Source organism: Streptomyces sp. NPDC097640 (assembly GCF_040302705.1).
Lineage (GTDB): Bacteria > Actinomycetota > Actinomycetes > Streptomycetales > Streptomycetaceae > Streptomyces.
In genome coordinates, this window is the sequence record NZ_JBEOSB010000017.1 from 1 (window position 1) to 20,900 (window position 20,900).

Below are 20,900 nucleotides of genomic sequence, written 5' to 3' on the forward strand. Positions count from 1 at the left end.
GTCTACGACGACTGGGGCCTCCCAGTCGAGGTCCGTGAGCCCAACGGCGCAATCTGGCGTCACACCTACGACCACCGGGGTGCGCGCACCTCCACATCCGACCCGAGTGGCGCCACCACGCACTACGCCTACGACGGCTCCGGCCACCTGTCGTCGGTCACCGACCCGCTGGGCCACACCACCCAGGTCACCACCGACGCGGCGGGCCTGCCGGTCACCGTGACCGACCCCCTGGGCCACACCACCCGCATCCGCCGCGGCCCCCACGGCCGGATCACCGCCGTCACCGACCCCCTCGGCCACACCACCCGCCACGGCTGGACCATCGAAGGCAGGCCCGCCTGGCGCGAGGGGCCGGACGGCGCCCGCGAGGTGTGGCAGTGGGACACCGAGGGCAACCTCGCCCACCACACCGACAAAGCCGGGCACACCACCACCCACACCCACACCCACTTCGATGTGCCCGCCACCCGCACCGACCCCGACGGCGCCACCTACACCTTCACCCACGACACCGAACTCCGCCTCACCCAGGTCACCAACCCCCAGGGCGACCAGTGGCGTTACGAGTACGACACCGCCGGCCGCCTCGTCGCCGAAACCGACTTCAACGGCGCCACGCGCACCTACGAACGCGACGCGGCCGGCCGCCTCACCGCCCGGACCAACGCACTGGGCGAAACACTGCGCTACACCCTCGACGCGACAGGCCGCGTGATCGCCCAGCGAGACGAGGCCACCGGCGAGGTCACCCGGTACGCGTACGACCCCAGCGGCGCCCTCCGCCACGTGGCGAACGCGGACGCGGAGCTGACCTGGGAACGCGACCCGGTGGGCCGCGTCGTTTCGGAAGCGCTGAACGGCCGCACGACCACGTACGCCTACGACGCGGCGGGCAACCGGACCCACCGCACGACACCGTCGGGCCTGACCTCCGCCTGGACCCACGAGGCGACGGGCCGGCCCGCCACCCTCACCACGGCCGGCCACACCCTCGCCTTCACCCACGACGCGGCGGGCCGCGAGACACGGCGCGCCACGGGGGATGTCACCCTGACCCAGGGCTGGGACGGCGCCGGACGCCTGGCGACCCAGAGCCTGTCCACCGCGTCTCAGGACCTGTTGCTCCAGCACCGCACCTACACCTACCGCCCCGACGGCTACGTCACCGAGATCCGCGAACTCACCACCGGCACCCGCGATTTCACGCTGGACCGCATGGGGCGGGTGACGGGCGTCCAGGCGCACGGGTGGAGCGAGAAGTACGCCTATGACGCGGCAGGCAACCAGACCCACGCCACCGCCCCCGACCACCCCACCACCGGAGACCGCGCCTACCGGGGCACCCTGATCCGCCGGGCGGGCCGCACCACCTACGAACACGACGCGGCCGGCCGCCTGATCCGCAAGACCCGCAAACTCCTCAACGGCCGGACCCGCACCTGGACCTACACCTGGAACGCCGAGGACCGCCTCACCCACGCCACCACCCCAGGCGGCGAGGAGTGGACGTACACCTACGACCCGCTCGGCCGCCGCATCGCCAAAACCGGCCCGGCCGGAACCTCCCTCACCTTCACCTGGGACGGCACCCGCCTCGCCGAACAGGCCACCCACGACGGCGCGATCACCACCTGGGACTACACCCCGGGCACCCACCGCCCGCTGACCCAGACCGACCGCGAGCCGGGCTCCACCCGCTTCCACGCCGTGGTCACCGACCCGACCGGCACCCCCACCGAACTCATCGCCCCCGACGGCCACCTGGCCTGGCAACACCGCACCACCCTCTGGGGCACCGCCCTCCCCACCCCACCCGACGCGACGGACTGCCCCCTCCGCTTCCCCGGCCAGTACGCCGACCCGGAAACCGGCCTCCACTACAACTTCCACCGCTACTACGACCCCGAGACCGCCCGCTACCTCACCCCCGACCCCCTCGGCCTGGCCCCCGCACCGAGCCCCCAGGCCTATGTGCGAAACCCCCACACCTGGCAGGACCCGCTCGGCCTGGAAGGGTGCGGAGACAAACAACCCCCGTTGAATCCGCTGCATCCGGGCAGCTCGCTCGACAAGAGTTCCCTGGAGTTCTGGCGCAAACAGGACACGGAGGACATCGTCTGGTCCCTGAGGCCTGGCGCGCATGAACCGCTGATCGTCAAGCCGGATGGGACGGTCATGAATGGAAACACGAGGGTCTCGGTTCTGCGGTCGCGTGGATACGACGTCGATTCGCTGCCGCGCGAGTCCTATGGTGGACGCAAGCCGATGTCGGATCAAGATTTCTGGGATATGGATCAATGAGTGCACGGGATCAGGTTCTGGCGACGCTGAATTCGGGGTCCAGGGAAATGTTCCTGGTGGCCCTGGGGCATCGGCTGGGGATCTCCGCGCGCGATGTCTTCACCGGTGACGGTGACGGTGACGGCGATGGCGAACGCGAATTGCGGGAGGCTCAAGCCTGCAACGAGATGATGATCGCCATTTGGTCGCACCTATGGGCGACGAAGGAACCCCGGGAAGGCGGATACCCGGACCCGGACTTCCTGTCGGCCTTGCTGCGCAAGGCCGACGCGGGAGACGCGCGATCCCACCTTCGGAACGCGATCGAAAGCGCCCTGCGCGCGGTACGCGACGCCGGGGGCAACGAGCCGAGCAGCGGCCGCCCCTGAGCCAGGCTCACCCCGCTGATACCGCGCGTGGTGTAGCCCGCTACACCCCCGGAACGGGACCGTGCTCTCTGCCCCGCGCCCCCGCCCGTTCCTAGCCTCGTGAGTGGACGAGACGAGGCATCCGAGCAAGGGGGAGGACGTACGAATGCGCAGGCAGCGGGGCGGTTCGGGGACGTTGGACGCGGTGGGGGCGGGGGCGGGGGCGAGGCCGGGGCCGGTGGCCGACGCGCTCACGCTGCGGGGGGTGAGCAGGGAGTACCGGCGGGGCGTGGTCGCGCTGCACCCCGTCGATCTCACGGTGCCCCGCGGCCGGTTCCTCGCCGTGATGGGACCGTCCGGATCCGGGAAGTCGACCCTGCTCCAGTGCGCCGCCGGGCTCGACCGGCCGACGGCGGGCACGGTGCGCATCGGGGGCACCGAGCTGGCCTCGCTCAAGGAGACCGCGCTGACGCGGCTGCGGCGGGAGCGGATCGGGTTCGTGTTCCAGGCCCACAACCTCGTGCCGTCGCTCAGCGTCGCGGAGAACGTCGCCCTGCCGCTGCTGCTCGGCGGCGAGCAGTCCGACGGGCGGGCCGCGCGGGCGCTGGCGGCGGTGGGGCTCGGGGAGCGGGGCGAGGACCGGCCGACGGAGCTGTCCGGCGGGCAGCGCCAGCGCGTGGCGATCGCCCGCGCGCTGGTCACCGAGCCCGACATCGTCTTCGCCGACGAGCCCACCGGCGCGCTCGACCCGGCCACCGCACAGGGCGTGCTCGCGCTGCTGCGGCAGGCCGTCGACCGCGACGGCCACACCGTGGTGATGGTCACCCACGACCCGGCCGCGGCCGCCTGGGCGGACGAGGCCCTCTTCCTGGCGCGGGGGCGGGTCGTGGAGCGGCTGGAGCGGCCGGGCGCCGACGAGGTGAGCCGCATGATGCGGGACCTCGGACGGGACGCGGGACAGGGCGCGGCGCGTGAGGGGTGGGGAGCGTGAGCCCGTCTTCGCGCGCTGCGCGGGTGACCAAGCTGCTGGCCTCCCGCGCCGCCCGTACGCACCGCAAGGCGTGGGCCGCCGTCTTCGCCGCGCTGGCCCTCACCTCCCTGCTGCTCGGCTCCTTCGGGCTCGCCCTCGCCTCGGCCGGGCTCGGCCACGCCCGCGTGGAGCGGTACGCGGCGGCCGACCTCGTCGTCACGGGCGACCAGGAGACCCGCTTCACCGCCAAGCCGTGGGGCAGCGACCCCCAGACCGTGCGGGCCGGGCTCACCGAGCGGGTGCGGGTGCCGGAGGGCGCGCTGGGCGTGGTGCGGAAGGTGCCCGGCGTACGGGCGGCCGTCGCCGACGACGTGTTCCGGGCCGGGCGCGCGGGGCAGGCCCTCACCGGCCGCCCCTGGGACGCGGCCCGCCTCGCGCCGTACGAACTGCGGGACGGGCGCGCCCCGCGCCGCGCCGGCGAGGTCGTGACGGGCGGCGGCGGGGCCCGCCTCGGCGAGCGGGTCACGCTGCGCGTGGCCGGCGCCGACGCGGCGTACACCGTCGTGGGCCTGGCCGACGGCCCGGACACCGCGGTCTACTTCGAGGCGGCCGAGGCCCGGCGCCTGGCCGGACACCCGGACACCCTGGACGCCATCGGGGTGATCGCCGAACCCGGCGTGGGCACCGACGCGTTGTACGGCCGGGTCCGGCACGCGCTGGACGCGGCGGACATCCCCAGCGTGGGGCGGCGCGCGGACGGCGACTCGGCCAAGGTCCGGGTCCTCGCGGGGAACGGGCGCGGCAACCCCGAGTTCCTGGACGTCGCCCCGGCCCGCCAGGGCATGCTGGAGATGCTCGCGTCCGTGACCGTCATCGTCGTCCTCGTCGCGCTGCTCGTCGTGTCCTCCACGGTCGTGCAGGCGCTGCGGCAGCGCTCCCACGAGCTGGGCCTGCTGCGCGCGGTCGGCGCCACGCCGCGGCAGCTGCGCGGCGCGGTCGGGCGCGAAGTGGGGCGGGTCGCGGTCCCCGCGGCGCTGCTGGGCGCCGTGGCGGCGCTCCCCGCGTACGAGGCGCTGCGCCTGCTGCTGGACGCGCGCGGCGCGCTGCCCGACGGTCTCGAACTCCCCCTCCCGCCGTGGCTGTGGCCCGCGCCCCTGGTCACCGCGGGGCTCACGATCCTGATCGCGCGCGTCGCGGCCTGGATCGCCTGCGCCCGGGCCGCCAGGCTCCGCCCCGCGGAGGCGCTGCGCGAGGCGGCCCCCGGCACGCCGCGCCGGGTCACCGGGCTGGTGCTGCTGTTCCTGGGGGTGAGCTCGGCGGGCACGGCCGTCCTCCAGTCCGGCCGGACCGCGGCCATGGCGGCCGGGTCGGCCGCGGTGGTCATGGTCATCGGCTGCGCGCTGCTCGGACCGTGGATCGCCCGGGGCGCGATGCGCGTCCTCGGCGCCCCGCTGCGCCGCTTCGGCGGGCCCGGCGGCCACCTCGCCGCCGCCAACTGCGCGGCCTCCGCCACCCGCCTCGGCGCCGCCCTCACCCCGATCATCCTGGTCACCGCCTTCGCCGCGGTACAGCTCTCCGGCGGCGCGACACTCACCCACGCCGGCCAGGGCCAGGCCCGCGACGCCATGCGGGCCGACCTCGCGGTGCGCGCGGACGGCGGGCTGCCGGACGGCGCCGTACAGCGGATCCGCCAGGTGCCCGGGGTGCGGGCGGCGACCGACGTCGTCCCCGGCACGGTGGTGCTGGCCCACCGCGAGGCCGGCGACCCCCGGCTCGAGCGGCTCCCGGTGCTCGGCGTCACCCCCGAGCGGCTCCCCCGGACCCTCGACCCGGACCTGCGCGACGGCACCTGGCGGTCGCTGCGCCCCGGCACCGTCGCCGTCGGCGCCGACCGGGCCCGCTCCCTCGACGCCCGGCCCGGCTCCACGGTCACCCTCCGCTTCGGGGACGGCACAGAGGCGAAGCTGCGCGTCGTCGCGGTCTACGAACGCTCCCTCGCCCTCGGCGACTTCCTCCTCTCCCGGGACGAGCTGCTGGCCCACACCTCCACGCCCCGCGAGGGCCGGGTCCTCGTCGCGGCCGCGCCCGGCGCCGACCGCGCGGCGCTCGCGAAGTCCCTGGCCGCGGCGGTCCCCGGCACCCGGGTGGAGCGGGACCCCGCGCCGATCCAGGTCGAGGCGGCGGACCAGGCGCTCGGCGAGGTGGTCACCGTGGCCGCGGTCTCCGCGATCGGCGCCTTCACGGCGATCGCCGTCCTCAGCACCCTCTCGCTCATCACCATCGGCCGCCGCCCCGAACTGCGCCTGCTGCGCCTCGCCGGAGCCGGCCGCCGCCAACTGCGCCGGATGCTGCGGCTCGAAGCGGGCGCCACGGCCCTGACGGGCCTGGCCGTGGGCGCGGCCGTGGCCTCGGTGCCACTCCTCGCCTTCAGCGTGGCGATGGCCCGCACGGTCCCCTATCTGCCCCCGGCCCAGGCGCTCGTGATCGTCGGCGTCGTCGCCGTGACCACGGCCGCGGGCACCCTCCCCCCGTCCTGGGCCGCGCTGCGCGGCCGCTACCCGGGGGCGAGCCCGGCCACCGGCTGAGTGGTACGGGCCCGCCCGACGGGCCGAGCGGGGTGCGGGGCGGCCGGGTGTCACAGGGCGATCGCACGGTGGCTCAGCGCCGCGTCGACGATCGCCTCGGCGGGGGCGTCCCGCAGTTCGGCCGGGGGGTGGAAGAACAGGCCGGCCGCCTGGGGATGGGCCACTCCGCCTCGGGATCGTCGGCCAGGATTCTGCGGACGATTTCGACGAGTTCGCCGCGCGTGATGTCGCGCACCTTCGGCCAGGCCGGCCGGGCGGCTTCGCGCGCGAAGCCGCCCAGGTCGCGCCATCCGTGGTACTCGGTGAAGTCGAGGGGCGTGTACGCGTGCCCGGTTCTCTCCCTGAAGGCGGCGATGGCGTCCTCCGCCGGTCCGCCCTGAGCGATCAGGTCCGCGATGCGCTCGATCTCGCGGCCGAGCTCATCGAGGTGCTGTTGGTCCACGGGCGGCGGAAGCAACTCCGGGCGCAGGTCCATGCCCCGCATTATGCGGGCCCGCGCGCCTCACCCCTTGTTCAGATAGGCCAGCACCGCCAGCACCCGGCGGTGCCCGCTGTCGCTCGGCGGCAGGCTCAGCTTCGCGAAGACGTTGCCGATGTGCTTGCTGACCGCGCGGTCGGAGACCACCAGCGTCTTCGCGATGGTGGCGTTGTCGCGGCCCTCCGCCATCAGGTGCAGCACCTCGCGCTCGCGCGGGGTCAGGGTGTCCAGGGGGTCGTCGCGGCGGCGGGTCATCAGCTCGGTGACCACCTCCGGGTCCAGCGCCGTGCCGCCCGACGCGACCCGCTCCAGGGCGTCCAGGAACTCGTCGACCCGGCCGACCCGGTCCTTCAGCAGATAGCCGACCCCGCTCGCGCCGCCGCCCAGCAGCTCCGCGGCGTAGGTCTCCTCGACATACTGCGACAGCACCAGCACCGGCAGGCCGGGGATCTCCTTGCGCGCCGCGAGCGCCGCGCGCAGGCCCTCGTCGCGGAAGCCGGGGGGCATACGGACATCGAGGACCGCCACGTCAGGGCGGTGTTCGAGGAGGGCGGGCAGCACCTCGGGCCCGCTGCCCGCGACGGCCACCACCTCATGCCCGGCGGAGCTCAGCAGCAGGACCAGGCCCTCCCGCAGCAAGGCGTTGTCCTCGGCGATCACCACGCGCACGGCAGCTCCACTTCGATCACGGTCGGCCCCCCGACGGGGCTGGACACTTCCATGGTCCCGTCAAGCGCCGCCACCCGGCGGCGCATCCCGAGCAATCCGCTGCCTCCCATTCCCCCGGCAGGGGTCGCGGCCGGGGTCTCGGCGCCGCCCCGGCCCTCGTCGCGCACCACGATCCGCAGCCGACCGGGGGTACGGATCAGCTCCACCCAGGCGCGCCGCGACCCGCTGTGCTTCGCGGCGTTGGTCAGCGCCTCCGCGATCACGAAATACGCGGCGGCCTCGACCGCGGCGGGGGCACGCGGCACGTCCTCGCCCTCGATGCCGTCCGCGTCCACGGCCACGTCGAGCCCGCTGCTGGCCGCGAGCGCGCGGACCGCGCCGGCGAGACCGCGGTCGGTGAGGATCGGCGGGTGGATGCCGCGGACGACGTGGCGCAGCTCGGTCAGCGCCTCCTCGGCCTGGTTCTGCGCGTCGTCGAGGAGCCGGCGCGCCGCGTCGGGGTCCTTGTCGTACGCCCGCTTGGCCAGCCCGACCCGCATCGACAGCGACACCAGCCGCGCCTGGGCGCCGTCGTGCAGATCGCGCTCGATACGCCGCAGCTCCGCGCCGTGCGCGGCCACGGCGCCGGCCCGGGTGGCGGTCAGCTCCTCGACGCGCTCGGCGAGCCGGGCGCTGCGCTGGGCCTCGGGCGACGGCGTCAGCAGCGCGCTCGACCAGGCGGCGTCCAGGTCGGCGAGGCGCGAGATCAGCGGCAGCACCACGGCCGGGCGCCTCAGCAGACCGCACCACACCCCGTCGACGAACAGCCCCACGGACCACACGATCAGCGAGACGTACGCCGTGATGAGGCCGTAGCCGAAGTGCGCGAAGAGCCAGCGCAGATCCCGGTAGGTGGACGGGTCCCGGACCGCCGCGCGCACCCGCTCGGACAGCTCGCCGGTGAGCGGCGCATACGCCTCGGGCACCGGCTTCCCCGACCAGGCCCCCACCTGCCGCCGCTTGAACCCGGCCATCCTGCGCAGCAGCAGCACCGTCTCCGGCAGCACCCCCGCGCCGACCACGATGGCCGTCGCGACGGCGGTGAACAGCAGCAGCGCGACGTAGAGATACGAGACCAGGGCCAGCCCGGCCGCCCGCATCAACTGGGCCGTGGCCCGCCCGGCCTGCTCCACTGTCTCCCGCATGGCCAAGAGGCTAGGCGACGGCCGGCGGGGGCGGGACTGGTTGGGCTCCCCAGCCCGTGGTGTAGCCCGCTACACCTCCAGTTCGGGAGAGCACTCCCTCGAACACCCCATGTCCTGAACGGCATTGTGGATCTCACAAGCTCACCGGAACCGCTCACCGAAGGAATCCACGATGAAGTCTCTGCTCTGGGCCGTCCTGGCCATCGCCCTCCTCGCCAACGTCTTCACCAGCATCACCCTCAGCGGTGTGACCCAGATGCTGGTCAGCATCGGCACCGGCATCGTGGTGATCAGCTCGGCCGCGGGCCTGTACGCGCTGCGCGACAAGCACGCCGGGTGATTCGCGGCCGACTTCCGGTCGGTTTCCGGCAGAGCCGATCAAACCCCTCCTGAGTCCGGGCCGATGGGCCGATGATGGACGGAGCCTCGCGCGGCGAAGGGGGACGGGCTCATGGACGAGAAGGACATCGCGGCGTTACGCGGCAGAGCCGAACGGGCCGCGGCCGAGGCCCTCGCGTGCACCACGTCGAACCGCCTCGCCGACGGCGAACCGCCTCCCTCCGCACCACCCGACCCCGCGCGAGCCGACCGCGTACGGTCCGAACTGGACGCACTCGAAGCGGAGCTGGCCGCCGCCGTCCCGGACGCCGACCCGCTGCTGTGCACCGTACGGGCCCGGCTCGGCGGCCTGTACGCCGCCCGCTACCAGCGGGCCCCCACGGACGAGGACCGGGCCCGGGGACTGCGGCTGCTGCGCGCGGCCCGCGCCACCGGGGCGCTCGGCGCACCGGACGGGCGGTCCGCCACCCTGGACCAGGTCACGCTGTTGCTGACGCCCGCCATGACGGCCGGGTGGGACGGCACGCTGCCCCGCCTCCTGGAATCCTTCCAAGTGGGCCGCCGGATAGCGGGGGGCGACCCGGAACTCACCGGCGACCTCGCGGAGCTGGGCGGGCTGCTGACCGAACTGGCCGCGACCACGCCCGAGCACCTGGCCGAACCCCTGTCGTGGATGGCCGAGACCCTGGGGCTCATACCCGACGTCGTGAACTCGGGGGACGTCCAGCAGATCGCCGATCTGGTGGAGAAGATGGCGACGCGGCTGCCGGGACCCGGCTCCGAACTGATCCCGGCCCTGACCGACATGGTCGCCGATTTCACCAGGGACACGGCCGACCAGGGCGGGGAGGACGGGGAGGGCGAGGCGGCGTCGGAGATCACCGACGAGGAGGCCGCCCTGGCGTTCGCCCAGGTCGCCCTTCTGCTGGAGCTCAGCGTTCCCGGCACCATCCGCCCGGAGGACCTGGCGGCCCTGGTCGAGGCGGTGAGCGAGGGACCCGCGGGCGAAGAGGCACAGACCGCGATGATGGCCGCGCTGGGCCGCATGGCGCACGGTACCCGCACCGGCGACGCCGACCGGCTGGCCGAGGCGGCCGACCTGATCAGCGGCGCGGCGTCCGGCGCCGGACCCGGCTCCGGCGCTGGGGCTGGGCGGCTGGACTGGATGGCCGCCGTCATCTCGCCCGGTCTGCTGGCCACGGCCACCATGACGGGCGGCAACCTCTCCGACCGCGACCAGGCGCGTTCCCGGCTCGACGCGCTGTTCGGCGCCGGTTCCGCGGTGTTCGGCTCCCCCCATGCCACCCGGTCCGGCGGGGAGGCGCTGCGGATCGTCAACCGCTGCCTGCACCTTCAGCTGTGCGCCGCCGAGGCATCCGAGGAGGGCGATGCCGAAAGGCTGGAGGACCTGCTGGACGAGCTGCTGGACCTGCTGGAGGAGACCGGCGAGAGCGGCGAGTGGCGGTTCCTGGTCCTCTACCAGCTGGGCCACGTCCAGCTCAGCCTGGCCGCCCTGGAAGGCGGCACCACCGGGCTGCGTACCGCCGTCGCGTACCTCGAGGAGGCGGTCGCACATCCGAAGGTCCCGGCCTTCGCGCGGCCCCTGATGGACGCCGCCTGCGTACCCATCCTGGCCCTGTCCTCCCTGACCGACCCCGAACCCGCGCGTGTCCTGGAGGGCGTGGCCCGGGCCCGGCGGACGCTCGACGGCGCCGCCTCGAGCGTCGACCAGCATGTGCGTACCAGGCAGGCCATCGTGTACGCGCTGACGGCCGTCCACGCGGCGACCGGGGATGGTTCCCTTCTGGAGGAGGCGGTCGGGGAGCTGGAGCAGGCCCGGCGGGACCTCACCGAGCGCAACAGCCCCGGCACCGTGCAGGGCGTGCTGTGGGAGCTGGCCGAGGCGTATCAGCGGCGCGGCGACCGGGAGCGTGACGACCTCGGCGCCGCCGTCGCCGTCGTGCAGGAGTCGCTGCGGGTGCTCGCGGAGGACGTGCTGCTGCAACTCGGCGCCGAACACGGCCTCGAAGTGGCCAGGGCCGGCGCCAGCCGGGGGCTGCGTGCCGCCCACTGGGCGGCCGTGGACGGGCGGGTCGACGAGGCCGTGGAGTCGCTGGAGAACGGGCGCGGGCTGGTGCTGCGCGCGGCGGCCGCGGCGTCCGGGGTCCCCGAGCAGCTCGCCGCCCGGGGCGAGGCGGAGCTGGCCGAGCAGTGGCGGAGCGCCGTACGGAACCTCCCGCCTCAGGCCGCGCCGGCGGCCGGCGGTGTCGGCACCGCCGGTGTCGGCACCGACACCCGGGAAGATGTCCGGACCGCGCTCGCCCGCATCATGCCGACCGAGCCCGCCCCCGGCCTCGCCATCCCCAGCACCCTGCGCCGCCGCGCCCTGGACGCGCTGCGGCGGCCCGACGGCGGGGCGGAGGGGCTGCGCGGACTGCTCGGCGCCCCCGGGGTCGCGGAGCTACGGGAGGGGCTGCGGGCCGCCGGCGCCGACGCCCTGGTCTACCTGGTGCCCGGGCAGGGCAGCGCGGACGGCGTCGCGGTGCTGGTGCCGCGCACCGGCGAGCCGGCGGCGCTGGGGCTTACGGGGCTCGGTCCGCTCGGCCGGGAGCCGCTGGAGCGCTATCTGGACGCCGGTGCGCGGCGTTCGGCCGTGTCCGAGAGCGACTTGGACGCGTACGACGAGGCTCATCGGCGGTGGGAGGCCGCGCTGGAGTCGTTGTGCGACTGGGCGGGCGAGGCCGTACTCGATCTGGTGCTGGCCCGCTTGGGGGTCCGTACGGCGGATGGTGATCGGGAGCGCCCTGCGCGGCTCGTCCTGGTGCCGTGCGGCAATCTCGGTGCGGTTCCCTGGCACGCCGCCCGGCTTCCGGCGTCGCCGTCGTCGTCGTGCAGGTATGTGTGCGAGAGCGCGGTCGTGTCGTACGCGGCGTCGGGTGGGGAGTTTCTGCGGGCGGCGCGGCGTGGGCGGACGGCGGCTGGTGAGCGTGCGGTGCTGGTGGCCGATCCGAGTGGCGATCTGATGTGGGCGCGGGACGAGGTGGCGGCTCTGCTGGCCGCGTACTATCCCGGCGCGCAGCTGTACGGGTGGCACGAGGACGCGCCCGAAGGGGCTGAGGGCACGCCCGAGGATGTGCTCTCCCACCTTCCCGGCAGCCCATCGCCCGCCTCGCTGCTGCACCTTGTGGTGCACGGTCTGGCCGGGCTGCGGCCCACCGACTCGGCCCTGCACCTCGCCGAGGGTGCCCAGGGCCACGGTCGGCTGACGGTCACCCGCATCCTCGACGTACCGGTCGTGTCCGCTGAGGATGGGTCGGGTGCCGGGCCGCTGGTCGTGCTCAGTGCCTGTGAGACGGACCTCAGCAGCCGTGATCACGACGAGGCGCTGACGCCGACGACGGCGTTGTTGGCGCGGGGTGCGACGGACGTGGTGGGTTCGAGGTGGAAGGTGTCGGACAGCGCGTCGGCGGCGCTGATGGTGGTGTTCCACCACCATCTGACCGTGACGGGGCTGGCGCCGCCGGACGCGTTGCGTGCCGCGCAGCTGTGGATGCTCGACCCCGACCGGCGCCCGGTGCCGGGGCTGAGGGATGAGTTGCTGGCCGAGACCGAGGGCAATGTGAGAGGGCTGGCCCGGGTTGTGTCCTGGGCCGGGTTCATCCACCAGGGCAACCCCGCGCCCCGCGCCACCGTGGAAGGAGGACGGTCGTGACCACCAACGATCTCCTGGAACTGCTGCGCCGGCACCTGCCGGAGATCCGCGCGTCCCTCACCGCCGCGGAGTACGCCCGCTTCCAGGACAGCGTGCGACGGCTCCGGGAGGTCGGGGACGACACACGGGCCATGCGCTTCGCGCTGCGCGAGGTGCGGCTGTGTCTGCTGGCCCTGCCGCGCGAGAACGAGCTGCGCAGGCGGCTGGACCAGTTCCGCTCGGCCGGTGCCGCCCCCGCGGCGGTGCTGCCGGACGGGGACCGGCTGGACGAGGTGATACGGCTCCTGGAGTCGGTGGACTGGCCGACGCTGGACCCCGCGAGCGCCGAGATCGCCCGGGGGGTCAGGCAGCGGCTGCTGACCGCCCCCGCGCGCGGCCCGGAACAGCTCACGGGCGCCGCCGCCGAGGACCCGGGCAGGGCCGGGCTGATCCGGCTGACCCACCCGGAACTCGGCCATCGCTACCCGGAGTTCCAGTTCGACCCGGATACCGGCGAGCCCCGCCCGGTCGTGCAGCGGATCAACAGAATGCTGCTGTCCGACCAGGACCCCTGGGGGGCGGCGGACTGGTGGCTGGGCGGCAACACGTGGCTGCGCGACGCGCCCGCGGCCCTGGTGGGCCGGGTGCCGGACGCGCTGCTGACCGAGGCCGCCGCCGCGTTGGTGGGAGACGGCGCATGGTAGAGCAGGCGCCCCCCGAGGGCGCGCGCATGAGTCCGACCCTGGTCGGTCTGGACGCCGGCACCGAGCTGTGGCGGTGTCACCAGACCACCTTCCCCTGCACCGAGTTCAACCCGGTCGCCGCGCACGCCCACTTCGGCGGCAGCCGCTTCGATGGCACCTCGGAGGACCCGTACCCGTATCTGTACGCGGGCCTGGACCCGACCACCGCGCTGGCCGAAGTGCTTCTGCGGGACGTGGAGTTCAGCGGCCCTGAAGGGGTGCGCCAGGTGCCGTGGGCGCAGGCCGCGATCCGCTCGCTGGCCAAGCTGCGGGTGACCGAGGACCTGGTCCTGGTGCGGCTGTTCTCGGAGCGGGAACTGGCCGCGGTGTTCCAGACCTCGTGGCTGCTGGAGACCGACGGGCCGGGCTACGCGCAGACCCGCGCCTGGGCCCGGGAGATACGGCGGCAGGTGCCGCGCGCCCAGGGGCTGCTGTGGCAGTCGCGGCGCAACCGTCCCGAGCAGGCGCTGGTGCTGTTCGGCGACCGCTGCGGGGCGGAGCCGCTGAAAGCGGTGCCGGGCCACGCCCACAACCTGGGCACCTTCGAGGGGACGAGCGTGGCCAACGAACTCCTGGCTCCGCTGAGGGCGGTCATCGTGCCGCCCGGCATGCGGATGTGAGCGCGCGGGGCGGCACGGGGGTGGCCGCCCCGCGCCCCGGCCCGGCTCAGCCGACGCCGGGGCCGGGGCCGGGGCCGGTGCCGGTGCCGTAAAGCCGTACGGTGATGCTGATCCGCAGGCCGAGCCGGAGCTGGTCGCCGTCGCGCAGGGGGGTGCGGATGCCCGGCATGAGCTTGGCGCCGTTGATGAAGGTGCCGTTGTGGCTGCCCTCGGGCGGCTCCTCGGCCCAGGCGCTCCCGTCGGGCTCCACCGTGATCGACACATGGCGACGGGAGACCTTCGGCCGGTCGGCGAAGAGGGCGGCGGTGTCCGGCGCCCAGTCCGGGTGGCGGCCCAGGGCGAGCGGCTCCGGCCCGGAGCCGTGTCTGAGCTCCAGACAGGGATCGGTGCAGACCAGCAGCGCATGGGTGCGCGTGCGGCCACAGGCTGCGCAGCCGGGGTCCCGGGGGGCGACCGGCTCACGGCAGTTCCAGCAGGGTGTGGACGTGGCGATTCCGGACGTCGGTTCCGGTTTCGGGTCCGGCTTCTGCTCCGGCTCCCGTTCCGGTCCCCGTTCCGGTCCCCGTTCCTGGTTCCGATGCTGCGGCTGTTCCCCTTCCTCGTCCTCGCTGTCGGGCTCCTGCCACCAGCCATTTCCGTCGCTCACCGGCCGTCCCCCCGCACCACCCGCAGGTCCAGGGCCACCGTCCCGTCCGCGGCCGGACGTACGCCGGTGACGGTGACCGCCGTGCCCGCCAGCGCCTCCTGGTCGAAGAGCGCGCGGGCCAGCGGGTTGATCAGATGGGTCTCCAGCAGCATGCCGATGCCCCGGCCGCCGTTGTCGACGTCGGCCGTGCAGTGGGCGGACAGCGCCTGGTGCGCCTCATCGGAGAGGCGCAGATGCACGCCCTGTTCCTCCCGCAGCACCCGCTGGATGTTGCCGACCTGCGAGTCGAAGATCTCGGCGGCCACCTTGGCGTCGATGTAGTCGAAGACCACCACGTTGCCGCCGAGCCGGTTCATCAGCTCCGGGCGGCCGATCTCCTCGACGAAGTGCTCCTTGACGTTGGTCAGGATGATCTCTTCCAGCTGGTGGTACGGCATGCCCGGCTCGGCCACCCGCCCTCCGCGCCCGCTCCCTCCGCCGGTCCGCTTTCTGACCCCGAGGTTGGAGGTGAAGATCAGCACGCACTCGCTGAAGTACGTGGTGACCCCCTGCCCGTCCGTGAGCCTGCCGTCCTCCAGCACCTGGAGGAACTTGTCGAGCACGCCCTTGTCGGCCTTGTCGATCTCGTCGAACAGCACGACCCGGAAGGGGTCGTTGCGCACCGCCGTGGTCAGCTCGCCGCCCGCCTCGTAGCCCACGTATCCGGGGGGCGCGCCGAGCAGCCGGTCCACCGAGTGCTTCGAGGAGAACTCGCTCATGTCGAAGCGCAGACACGCGTCCTCGGTGCCGAACAGCACATGGGCCACCGACTTGGCCAGCTCCGTCTTTCCGGTGCCCGTCGGGCCCGCGAAGAAGAGCACACCGCGCGGGCGGCTGCCGGGGTGGGAGGCCTGGGCGCCGGAGAGGCCGAGGGCGGCGCGCTTGAGGATGTCGAGCGTCTTGCCGACCGCCTTCTCCTGGCCCTTCACCCGCGAGCGGATGTACGCCTCGCCGTTCCTGATCTGCTCGCGGACGTAATCCGCCTGCCAGGGGTTGTCCTTGACGCCGAGCTGGTAGACCCGCACCGCGTCCCGCATCTCGGCGAACGACAGCCCGCGGTCGAGGGCCATACGGGCGCTTTCGCGCATCGCGCGCAGGGTCAGCCCGGCGGTGGCCCTGGCGAAGGTGTCGATGTCGTGTTCGTCCGGCGCCCGCTCCGCGCCGCCCGGCTGTTGTGTGCCCAGCTGTTCCTTGTCGATCCGTATCTGCCCGTTCACACCCCCCGTGCCCGTGCCCGTGTCCGCGCCCCCGCGACCGGACTTGGCCACGTGCTCCCCCGCGAGCAGCTGGGCCATGCGCCGCCTGCTGCCCAGGTCGGGCAGGGGGATGCCGATGGTGCGGACCCGCTCGCTGCCGGCCACCAGCCAGGTGGGCAGGTCGCGTTCACCGTCGGCGAGCCAGATCAGGGGGTTGAACAGCCGCCGCCCGCTGTCCTGGTCCGGGATCGGCCGGGCGTCCTCGGCGAGCTTGAGGCAGTTGAGGAAGAAGTCCCGTTCCGGGTCGCTGAGGCGGGTGACATCGGTGGGGATACGGGCGGCGTAGTCGATCAGCAGCACTACGCGGTACGGGTGCTGCCGCTGCGGCGTGTCCGGGCGCGGGCGCCCGTCCGGGGTCTTCTTCGCCCGCTGCCCCGGCTGCTTCCAGCCGGTGACGATCGAGCGCAGGGTCTGTTCGGCCTCGGCCAGGTGGACGGGGGTGTCGGCGCGCTGGGCGCGGGCGGCCCTGGGGGTGTCGCGGCCGTGCAGCAGCTCGCGCACCTCCTGGGCCGCGGGGCCGGTCACGACGGTGAAGCCGTCCGCGATGTCGAAGCGGATCAGCGCCTCGTAGCCCTCCTGCCACAGGGCGTTCCACAGGACCTCGGTGAGGGTGTGGTGGGCGTCGTACTGGCGGTCCGCGCCGCCGTCGTCGGGGTTCTTGTCGTGCCGGACGAGGTGGACGTCCCGGATGCTGCCGTGCAGCACGTACTGGGAGTGGACGCTGAGGGTGCCGACCAGTTCTTCGGCGAAGGCCGGGAGCCCGCGGTCCCCCCGGCGCAGCCCGGCCGGGGAGGTGGGAGAGGCCGCGGTCGGCGTTTCTGTCTCGGTCATCAGCGCGGGTCCTCGTCGTCGTGGCGGCGGGCTTTGGGCGGGGGCCGGTAGTTCGCACAGGATCGGGTGCGCGGGACCGGCCGCCTGGGCGGCTTGTCGAAGACGAACGGCAGGCTGAGGCCCGCCTGTTCGGTCAGCCGCTGCAACTCCTTCAGGTATTCGGAGGACTCGACGCACCGCCGCCAGTCGAGGTCGCGGTCGGCGTCGGTCTCCTCGGCCGGGTCGCGGTCGCGGTGCATGGTAGCCACCCTGGCGTAGCCGTCCGCGTCCACCCTGACGCGGAGCCAGTGCTCGTCGCCCCAGCCCGGCGGGGTCCAGTCGATCACCTGGGCCGTTCCGGACGTGGAGCGCTTGACCGCCTCGGGCGCCGAGTGCTCGACCGCCGCGCGGATCACGTCCGCGGCGTACGCGCGCTGGTACGCGTCGACCCGCCCGGCGACGCGGGCCTCGACCCGGAGGCGCTCGGTCTCCTCCAGAGTGCCGCCCTTGTCCAGGAAGTTCTCCAGGACCGCGATCTCCGCCGTGGCGTCGGGCAGCGGGCCGGGGACGCCGGGGGGTACGTCCCGGAGGAAGGCCAGCCGCTGGGCCGCCCACTCCTCGGTCTCCTGCCGCCGCTCGGCCTCGCGCGTCAGCCGCTCGGCGAAGCGGGCGGCCTCCCGCAGATGGAGCTTGGCGCTGCTGGGCCGCCGGGCGACGATCTCCGCCGCGCTGGCGATCTTCTCCTCCACGAGCCGGTAGTCCGCCGCGGACGTGTTGTGCGGGAGCATGGCCAGCAGGTCGGCGCCGCGCCGCAGCACCTCCTCCTCGGTCAGCGTGACCGTGGAGGGCCGCGGCGGCTGCGGGGCCCCGGCCCGCGCCTCGGCCTCGGTGGCGGCCTGCTCGTACTCCTCCAGCACCTGGTGGCGCCGGGCGCGCAGTTTGGCGTGCCAGCCCCCGTCGGCGCCATCGCCATCGAGGTGAGGCACGGACACCGGGCCGCCGGCGGCCTCCATCGTCGCCCGTGCGTACGCGGCCTCGGCGCCGCGCACCCGGCGGTCGGTGTCGGCCAGCCGGCACCACACCTGCTCCAGGCTCATGCCCGTCAGGTTCAGCGGAGGCGGCAGGTCGGGCAGGCCGGGCGGTCCGCCGGCCCGCCGGACCCGGGCGTGCAGTGCGCCGAGGCGGGCGTTGGACCGGGCCGCGGCGAAGGCGGCGTTCTTCCAGCACTCGGCCGCCTGGCGGGCGTCCAACTGCCGCTGCTCCAGCTCGGCCTGGTCCTTGGCGGCGCGGATGGCGGCGGCCGCGAGGAGCTGCGCACCGGCCATGGTGGCGCGGCCGACGAGCAGGGCGCCGCCGAGCGCGCTCAGGCCGATCAGGGCGGGCACCACCATGTCGTGCAGCTGGTGCATGGCCGCGTCGACCGTGTGCCCGGCGGCGTTGTGGGCGGCGTCGACGAAGTGCTGGCCGACTCCCGTGTCGATATGGCCCGACAGCCCGGGGTTCTGGGCGACATCGTGCGGTACCCCTGCGTCCGGCACCGTGTTCGGGACGGCCTGCGGAAGGGCGCCGGGTTCCGAAATGAGGCTGAAATCCGGAGGGGGCTCCAAGAGATACGGGACCACGTCGTCGATGCTGGCGAGGGCTGCTGCTGAACTCATGTGAGGTTTCCTGTCCGTGGCGTGGTGGCCGCCGTCCGCCGGCGGCCGGGGCCGGCTGCCCGGCCGCGGCCGGGACGGCCGTCCCGGCCGCGCAGCTCCGCGAGGTAGCGGCGCCAGCGGCGCAGCCGGTGCCAGGTCCACCAGGCGAGGGCGGCCACGGTGGCCAGCGGCCACACCCAGGCCGCGTAGACCACGGTGAGCCACATCAGGCCGAGCGGCAGCAGGAGCAGCAGGCCGCGGACCGGGAAGCGGGCGCCGGGGCTCCGTATGAAGCGGGCGGCGGGCAGCGCGCGGCGGATCAGCAGCCCGGCCAGGGAGCGGTCCGGGTGGTAGAAGGGGCTGCCGATGCGGTACGCCGCCCACATCTCCAGCGCCGGGACGAAGGCGGCCGCCGGGAGGGCCAGCATCCAGGCCGTCAGCACGGTGCTCTGCGCGGCCCACCCCGCCAGGTCGCTCGCGCCGATCATGAGGATCCATGGGCAGACGAGGACGAGGGCCCCGCCGAGGGCCCAGCCGAGCGTGGGCAGCATGTCCTGTCTGCGCACCCACAGCGTGGCCACGTCCAGGTCGCGCTCGGTGCGCAGGACGGCGCGCTGCTGGTCGATCCGGCCCTGCGCCTCGGCCGACTCCTGCGCGGCGAACCCGGTCAGCCACTCGGCCAGTTGCATCCGCACCAGGTCGTCGGGGTCGCGCACCAGCCGGCCGTACCAGGCCACCGGCTGCTCCAGCTCGGCCTGGGTGCGGGCGGCCCGGTCCAGAAGCCGCCGCCGGTGCGGCACGGGGGCCGCGGCGAGCGACAGCAGCGCGGCCAGCCGGGTGCGGTCGAGCCGGGTGGCGGCGCGCACCTCGGCGCGTGCGGCGCGCAGCAGGGGCGACTCCGTGACCACCTGGTCGACGGTGTGCGGCCAGCGGGACCGGGCCGTCAGCCACCGCTGGTGCACCTCGCGGAGCCCCTCGCCGCCGGGCCGTTCCTCCAGCAGCGGCAGGATGGTGTGGTCCGCCAGGTCCTGGACGACGGAGAGGGCGAACTCGTCGCCGCGCCCGGCCGCCCGCAGCAACTCCCGCAGCCCCGCGGGGTCGAGCGGCGCCCCGCGGTAGGAGGCGTCGAGGGTGGGGCCGAGCCAGGAGATCAGGCGGACCAGCGTGGCGGGCCCCGGTTCGTCCGCCAGGAGGCCGAGCAGCGTGGCCAGGGTGTCGGCGTCGTAGCCCGCCCTGCCCTCGAACTGGCGCAGCCAGCCGGTGAACTCCCCGCGGGCGCGCCGTCGGGACAGGACGTGCCGGGCCTGCCGCCAGTTCTCGCTGAACGCCCTGGCGAGCTGCTTGGGCCGGGTGTACTGCTCGCCGAGGAACGCGAACGGCTCGATGTCCGGGTCCTCGGCCGGGTCCGAGGCGCCGGGGGCGGCGCCCGCCTCCCAGGGGGCGATCGGTGGCGTGCCGCCCACCAGCCACTGCGCCACCTCGTCGGTCCCCCAGCGGTGTTCGGGGTCGCGGGTGAGCAGCCCCTTGCAGAGCAGCAGCAGCCGGTCGTCGGTGACCAGTACCAGGTCGGGGGCGCGGGAGCTGATCTCCTCCCGGACGAGGTCGTTGTCGGTGAACGGGACGGGGTGCCGTCCGCCGGCCATCTCGGCGACGATCATCCCGAGCGACCACCAGTCGGCGGGCGGGTGGATGAGCTGGTTGCGCAGCGACGCCTGCGGGGACATGTAGCGCGCGGTGCCGACCCAGCGCTCGTTCCGGGTGTAGCGCTCGCCGGGCTCGTAGGCGGACAGGGTGAAGTCGACGAGGGTGAGGTCCGGGGCGTTCGGGGCGTCCGGGTCGAGGCTGCCGAGTACGACGTTGGCCGGGCTGAGGTCCCGGTGCACGATGTGCAGCTCGTGCAGGGTGGTGAGGGCCTCGTGCAGTTGCCGTACGACGCGGTGGATGAGGGCGGGGCCGACGGGGCCCGGGTTGTCGATGAGGTATCGCGCCAGGTCGGTCTCGCCGTGGGCCGGGGCCAGGTCGTACGGATGGCCGTCCGCCCCGGTGTCGTCGCGCTCGGTGAAGCGGGTGAGGTGGCGGCGCTGACGGTCGCCGAGCAGCTCCCACACCGTGCGGTCCGGGCCGTGGCCGCGGTGGTACCACTTGAGGATGTGGGTGCCGCGGTCGTCCTCGACGCGGTAGACGGCGGCCTGGTACGGGTGCTCGGGGCGGCGCAGCACGGCCCGCAGCCGGAACCGGTCGCGCAGCGAGAGCGGCAGCAGGGCGGTGTCCCCGCGCAGGTCGCGTCCCCCGTGCGCGGCCTGCGCGGGTCCCGTCCCGGGGAGCTCGTCCTCGGTGAGCGCCCCGGCCGCCGCGGCCGCGGGTGGGGGTGGTGGGTCCTCCTGTTCGGTGGGCGGCGGTCCGGCGCCGTGTTCCCGGGGCTCCTCGGGCGTGCGGTGTTCCTCGCCGGGGGCGGGTTCCCCGGGGTCTTCGTATTCCGTGGCGGGCGGGTCCTCAGGGGGCTGGGTCATCTCGGTCACCTCGTACGCGGGCGGGCGTTGCCTTTGTTGATCAAGAAAGTCATGGCTCTCATGGCTCTCATG

The 20,900-nt window shown here is 74.4% G+C and carries 15 protein-coding genes; 8 read left to right on the plus strand and 7 right to left on the minus strand.

Going from position 1 to position 20,900, the window contains the following annotated elements; all coding sequences use genetic code 11:
- From ABTY62_RS25710 to ABTY62_RS25725, 4 genes are all read left to right on the plus strand, one after another.
- A partial coding sequence (locus ABTY62_RS25710; protein WP_352131792.1) for an RHS repeat-associated core domain-containing protein occupies positions 1–2,304 on the plus strand: 2,304 nt, incomplete at its 5' end.
- On the plus strand, positions 2,301–2,672 hold the full coding sequence (locus ABTY62_RS25715) for a hypothetical protein (RefSeq protein ID WP_352131793.1): 372 nt from the start codon (positions 2,301–2,303) through the stop codon (positions 2,670–2,672). The genes ABTY62_RS25710 and ABTY62_RS25715, both read left to right, overlap by 4 nt.
- A 145-nt stretch (positions 2,673–2,817) precedes the next feature.
- Positions 2,818–3,642: an ABC transporter ATP-binding protein gene (locus ABTY62_RS25720; protein WP_352131794.1), complete on the plus strand. Its 825-nt coding sequence runs from the start codon at positions 2,818–2,820 to the stop codon at positions 3,640–3,642.
- Entirely contained in the window at positions 3,639–6,206 is a 2,568-nt protein-coding gene (locus ABTY62_RS25725; RefSeq protein ID WP_352131795.1) for an FtsX-like permease family protein, read from the plus strand. The genes ABTY62_RS25720 and ABTY62_RS25725 overlap by 4 nt, the downstream gene beginning before the upstream one ends.
- Positions 6,207–6,279: 73 nt before the next feature.
- Here the strand turns inward: ABTY62_RS25725 and ABTY62_RS25730 are convergent, their stop codons facing one another.
- From ABTY62_RS25730 to ABTY62_RS25740, 3 genes are read right to left on the minus strand one after another with little or no spacing between them, the layout of a single operon-like run.
- Positions 6,280–6,681, minus strand: coding sequence for a hypothetical protein (locus ABTY62_RS25730; RefSeq protein ID WP_352131796.1), 402 nt, complete (start codon positions 6,679–6,681; stop codon positions 6,280–6,282).
- A 27-nt stretch (positions 6,682–6,708) separates the two neighbouring features.
- Positions 6,709–7,353, minus strand: coding sequence for a response regulator (locus ABTY62_RS25735; RefSeq protein WP_352131797.1), 645 nt, complete (start codon positions 7,351–7,353; stop codon positions 6,709–6,711).
- On the minus strand, positions 7,341–8,537 hold the full coding sequence (locus tag ABTY62_RS25740; protein WP_352131798.1) for a sensor histidine kinase: 1,197 nt from the start codon (positions 8,535–8,537) through the stop codon (positions 7,341–7,343). Before ABTY62_RS25740 ends, ABTY62_RS25735 begins: the two co-directional genes overlap by 13 nt.
- A gap of 172 nt (positions 8,538–8,709) precedes the next feature.
- Here ABTY62_RS25740 and ABTY62_RS25745 point away from each other — a divergent pair, with 172 nt between their 5' ends.
- From ABTY62_RS25745 to ABTY62_RS25760, 4 genes are all read left to right on the plus strand, one after another.
- The gene (locus ABTY62_RS25745; RefSeq protein ID WP_352131799.1) at positions 8,710–8,877 is read left to right on the plus strand and encodes a hypothetical protein; all 168 of its coding nucleotides are present in this window, start codon (positions 8,710–8,712) and stop codon (positions 8,875–8,877) included.
- A gap of 111 nt (positions 8,878–8,988) precedes the next feature.
- Positions 8,989–12,588, plus strand: coding sequence for a CHAT domain-containing protein (locus ABTY62_RS25750; RefSeq protein ID WP_352131800.1), 3,600 nt, complete (start codon positions 8,989–8,991; stop codon positions 12,586–12,588).
- On the plus strand, positions 12,585–13,271 hold the full coding sequence (locus ABTY62_RS25755; RefSeq protein ID WP_352131801.1) for a hypothetical protein: 687 nt from the start codon (positions 12,585–12,587) through the stop codon (positions 13,269–13,271). The genes ABTY62_RS25750 and ABTY62_RS25755 overlap by 4 nt, the downstream gene beginning before the upstream one ends.
- Positions 13,272–13,297: 26 nt before the next feature.
- Positions 13,298–13,930, plus strand: a complete 633-nt coding sequence (locus tag ABTY62_RS25760) for an RES family NAD+ phosphorylase (RefSeq protein ID WP_352131802.1) — start codon at positions 13,298–13,300, stop codon at positions 13,928–13,930.
- 46 nt (positions 13,931–13,976) lie between these two features.
- Here ABTY62_RS25760 and ABTY62_RS25765 read toward each other — a convergent pair whose 3' ends face one another.
- From ABTY62_RS25765 to ABTY62_RS25780, 4 genes are read right to left on the minus strand one after another with little or no spacing between them, the layout of a single operon-like run.
- Positions 13,977–14,576 (minus strand): FHA domain-containing protein, encoded by a 600-nt coding sequence (locus ABTY62_RS25765; protein WP_352131803.1) that lies wholly within the window; start codon positions 14,574–14,576, stop codon positions 13,977–13,979.
- Complete coding sequence (locus ABTY62_RS25770; protein WP_352131804.1) at positions 14,573–16,702, minus strand: AAA family ATPase; 2,130 nt, start codon at positions 16,700–16,702, stop codon at positions 14,573–14,575. The genes ABTY62_RS25765 and ABTY62_RS25770 overlap by 4 nt, the downstream gene beginning before the upstream one ends.
- A complete protein-coding gene (locus ABTY62_RS25775) occupies positions 16,702–18,339 on the minus strand; it encodes a hypothetical protein (RefSeq protein WP_352131805.1) in 1,638 nt (545 codons plus the stop codon). Before ABTY62_RS25775 ends, ABTY62_RS25770 begins: the two co-directional genes overlap by 1 nt.
- Positions 18,336–20,828, minus strand: coding sequence for a protein kinase domain-containing protein (locus tag ABTY62_RS25780; RefSeq protein ID WP_352131806.1), 2,493 nt, complete (start codon positions 20,826–20,828; stop codon positions 18,336–18,338). The genes ABTY62_RS25775 and ABTY62_RS25780 overlap by 4 nt, the downstream gene beginning before the upstream one ends.
- Positions 20,829–20,900 lie beyond the last annotated feature (72 nt).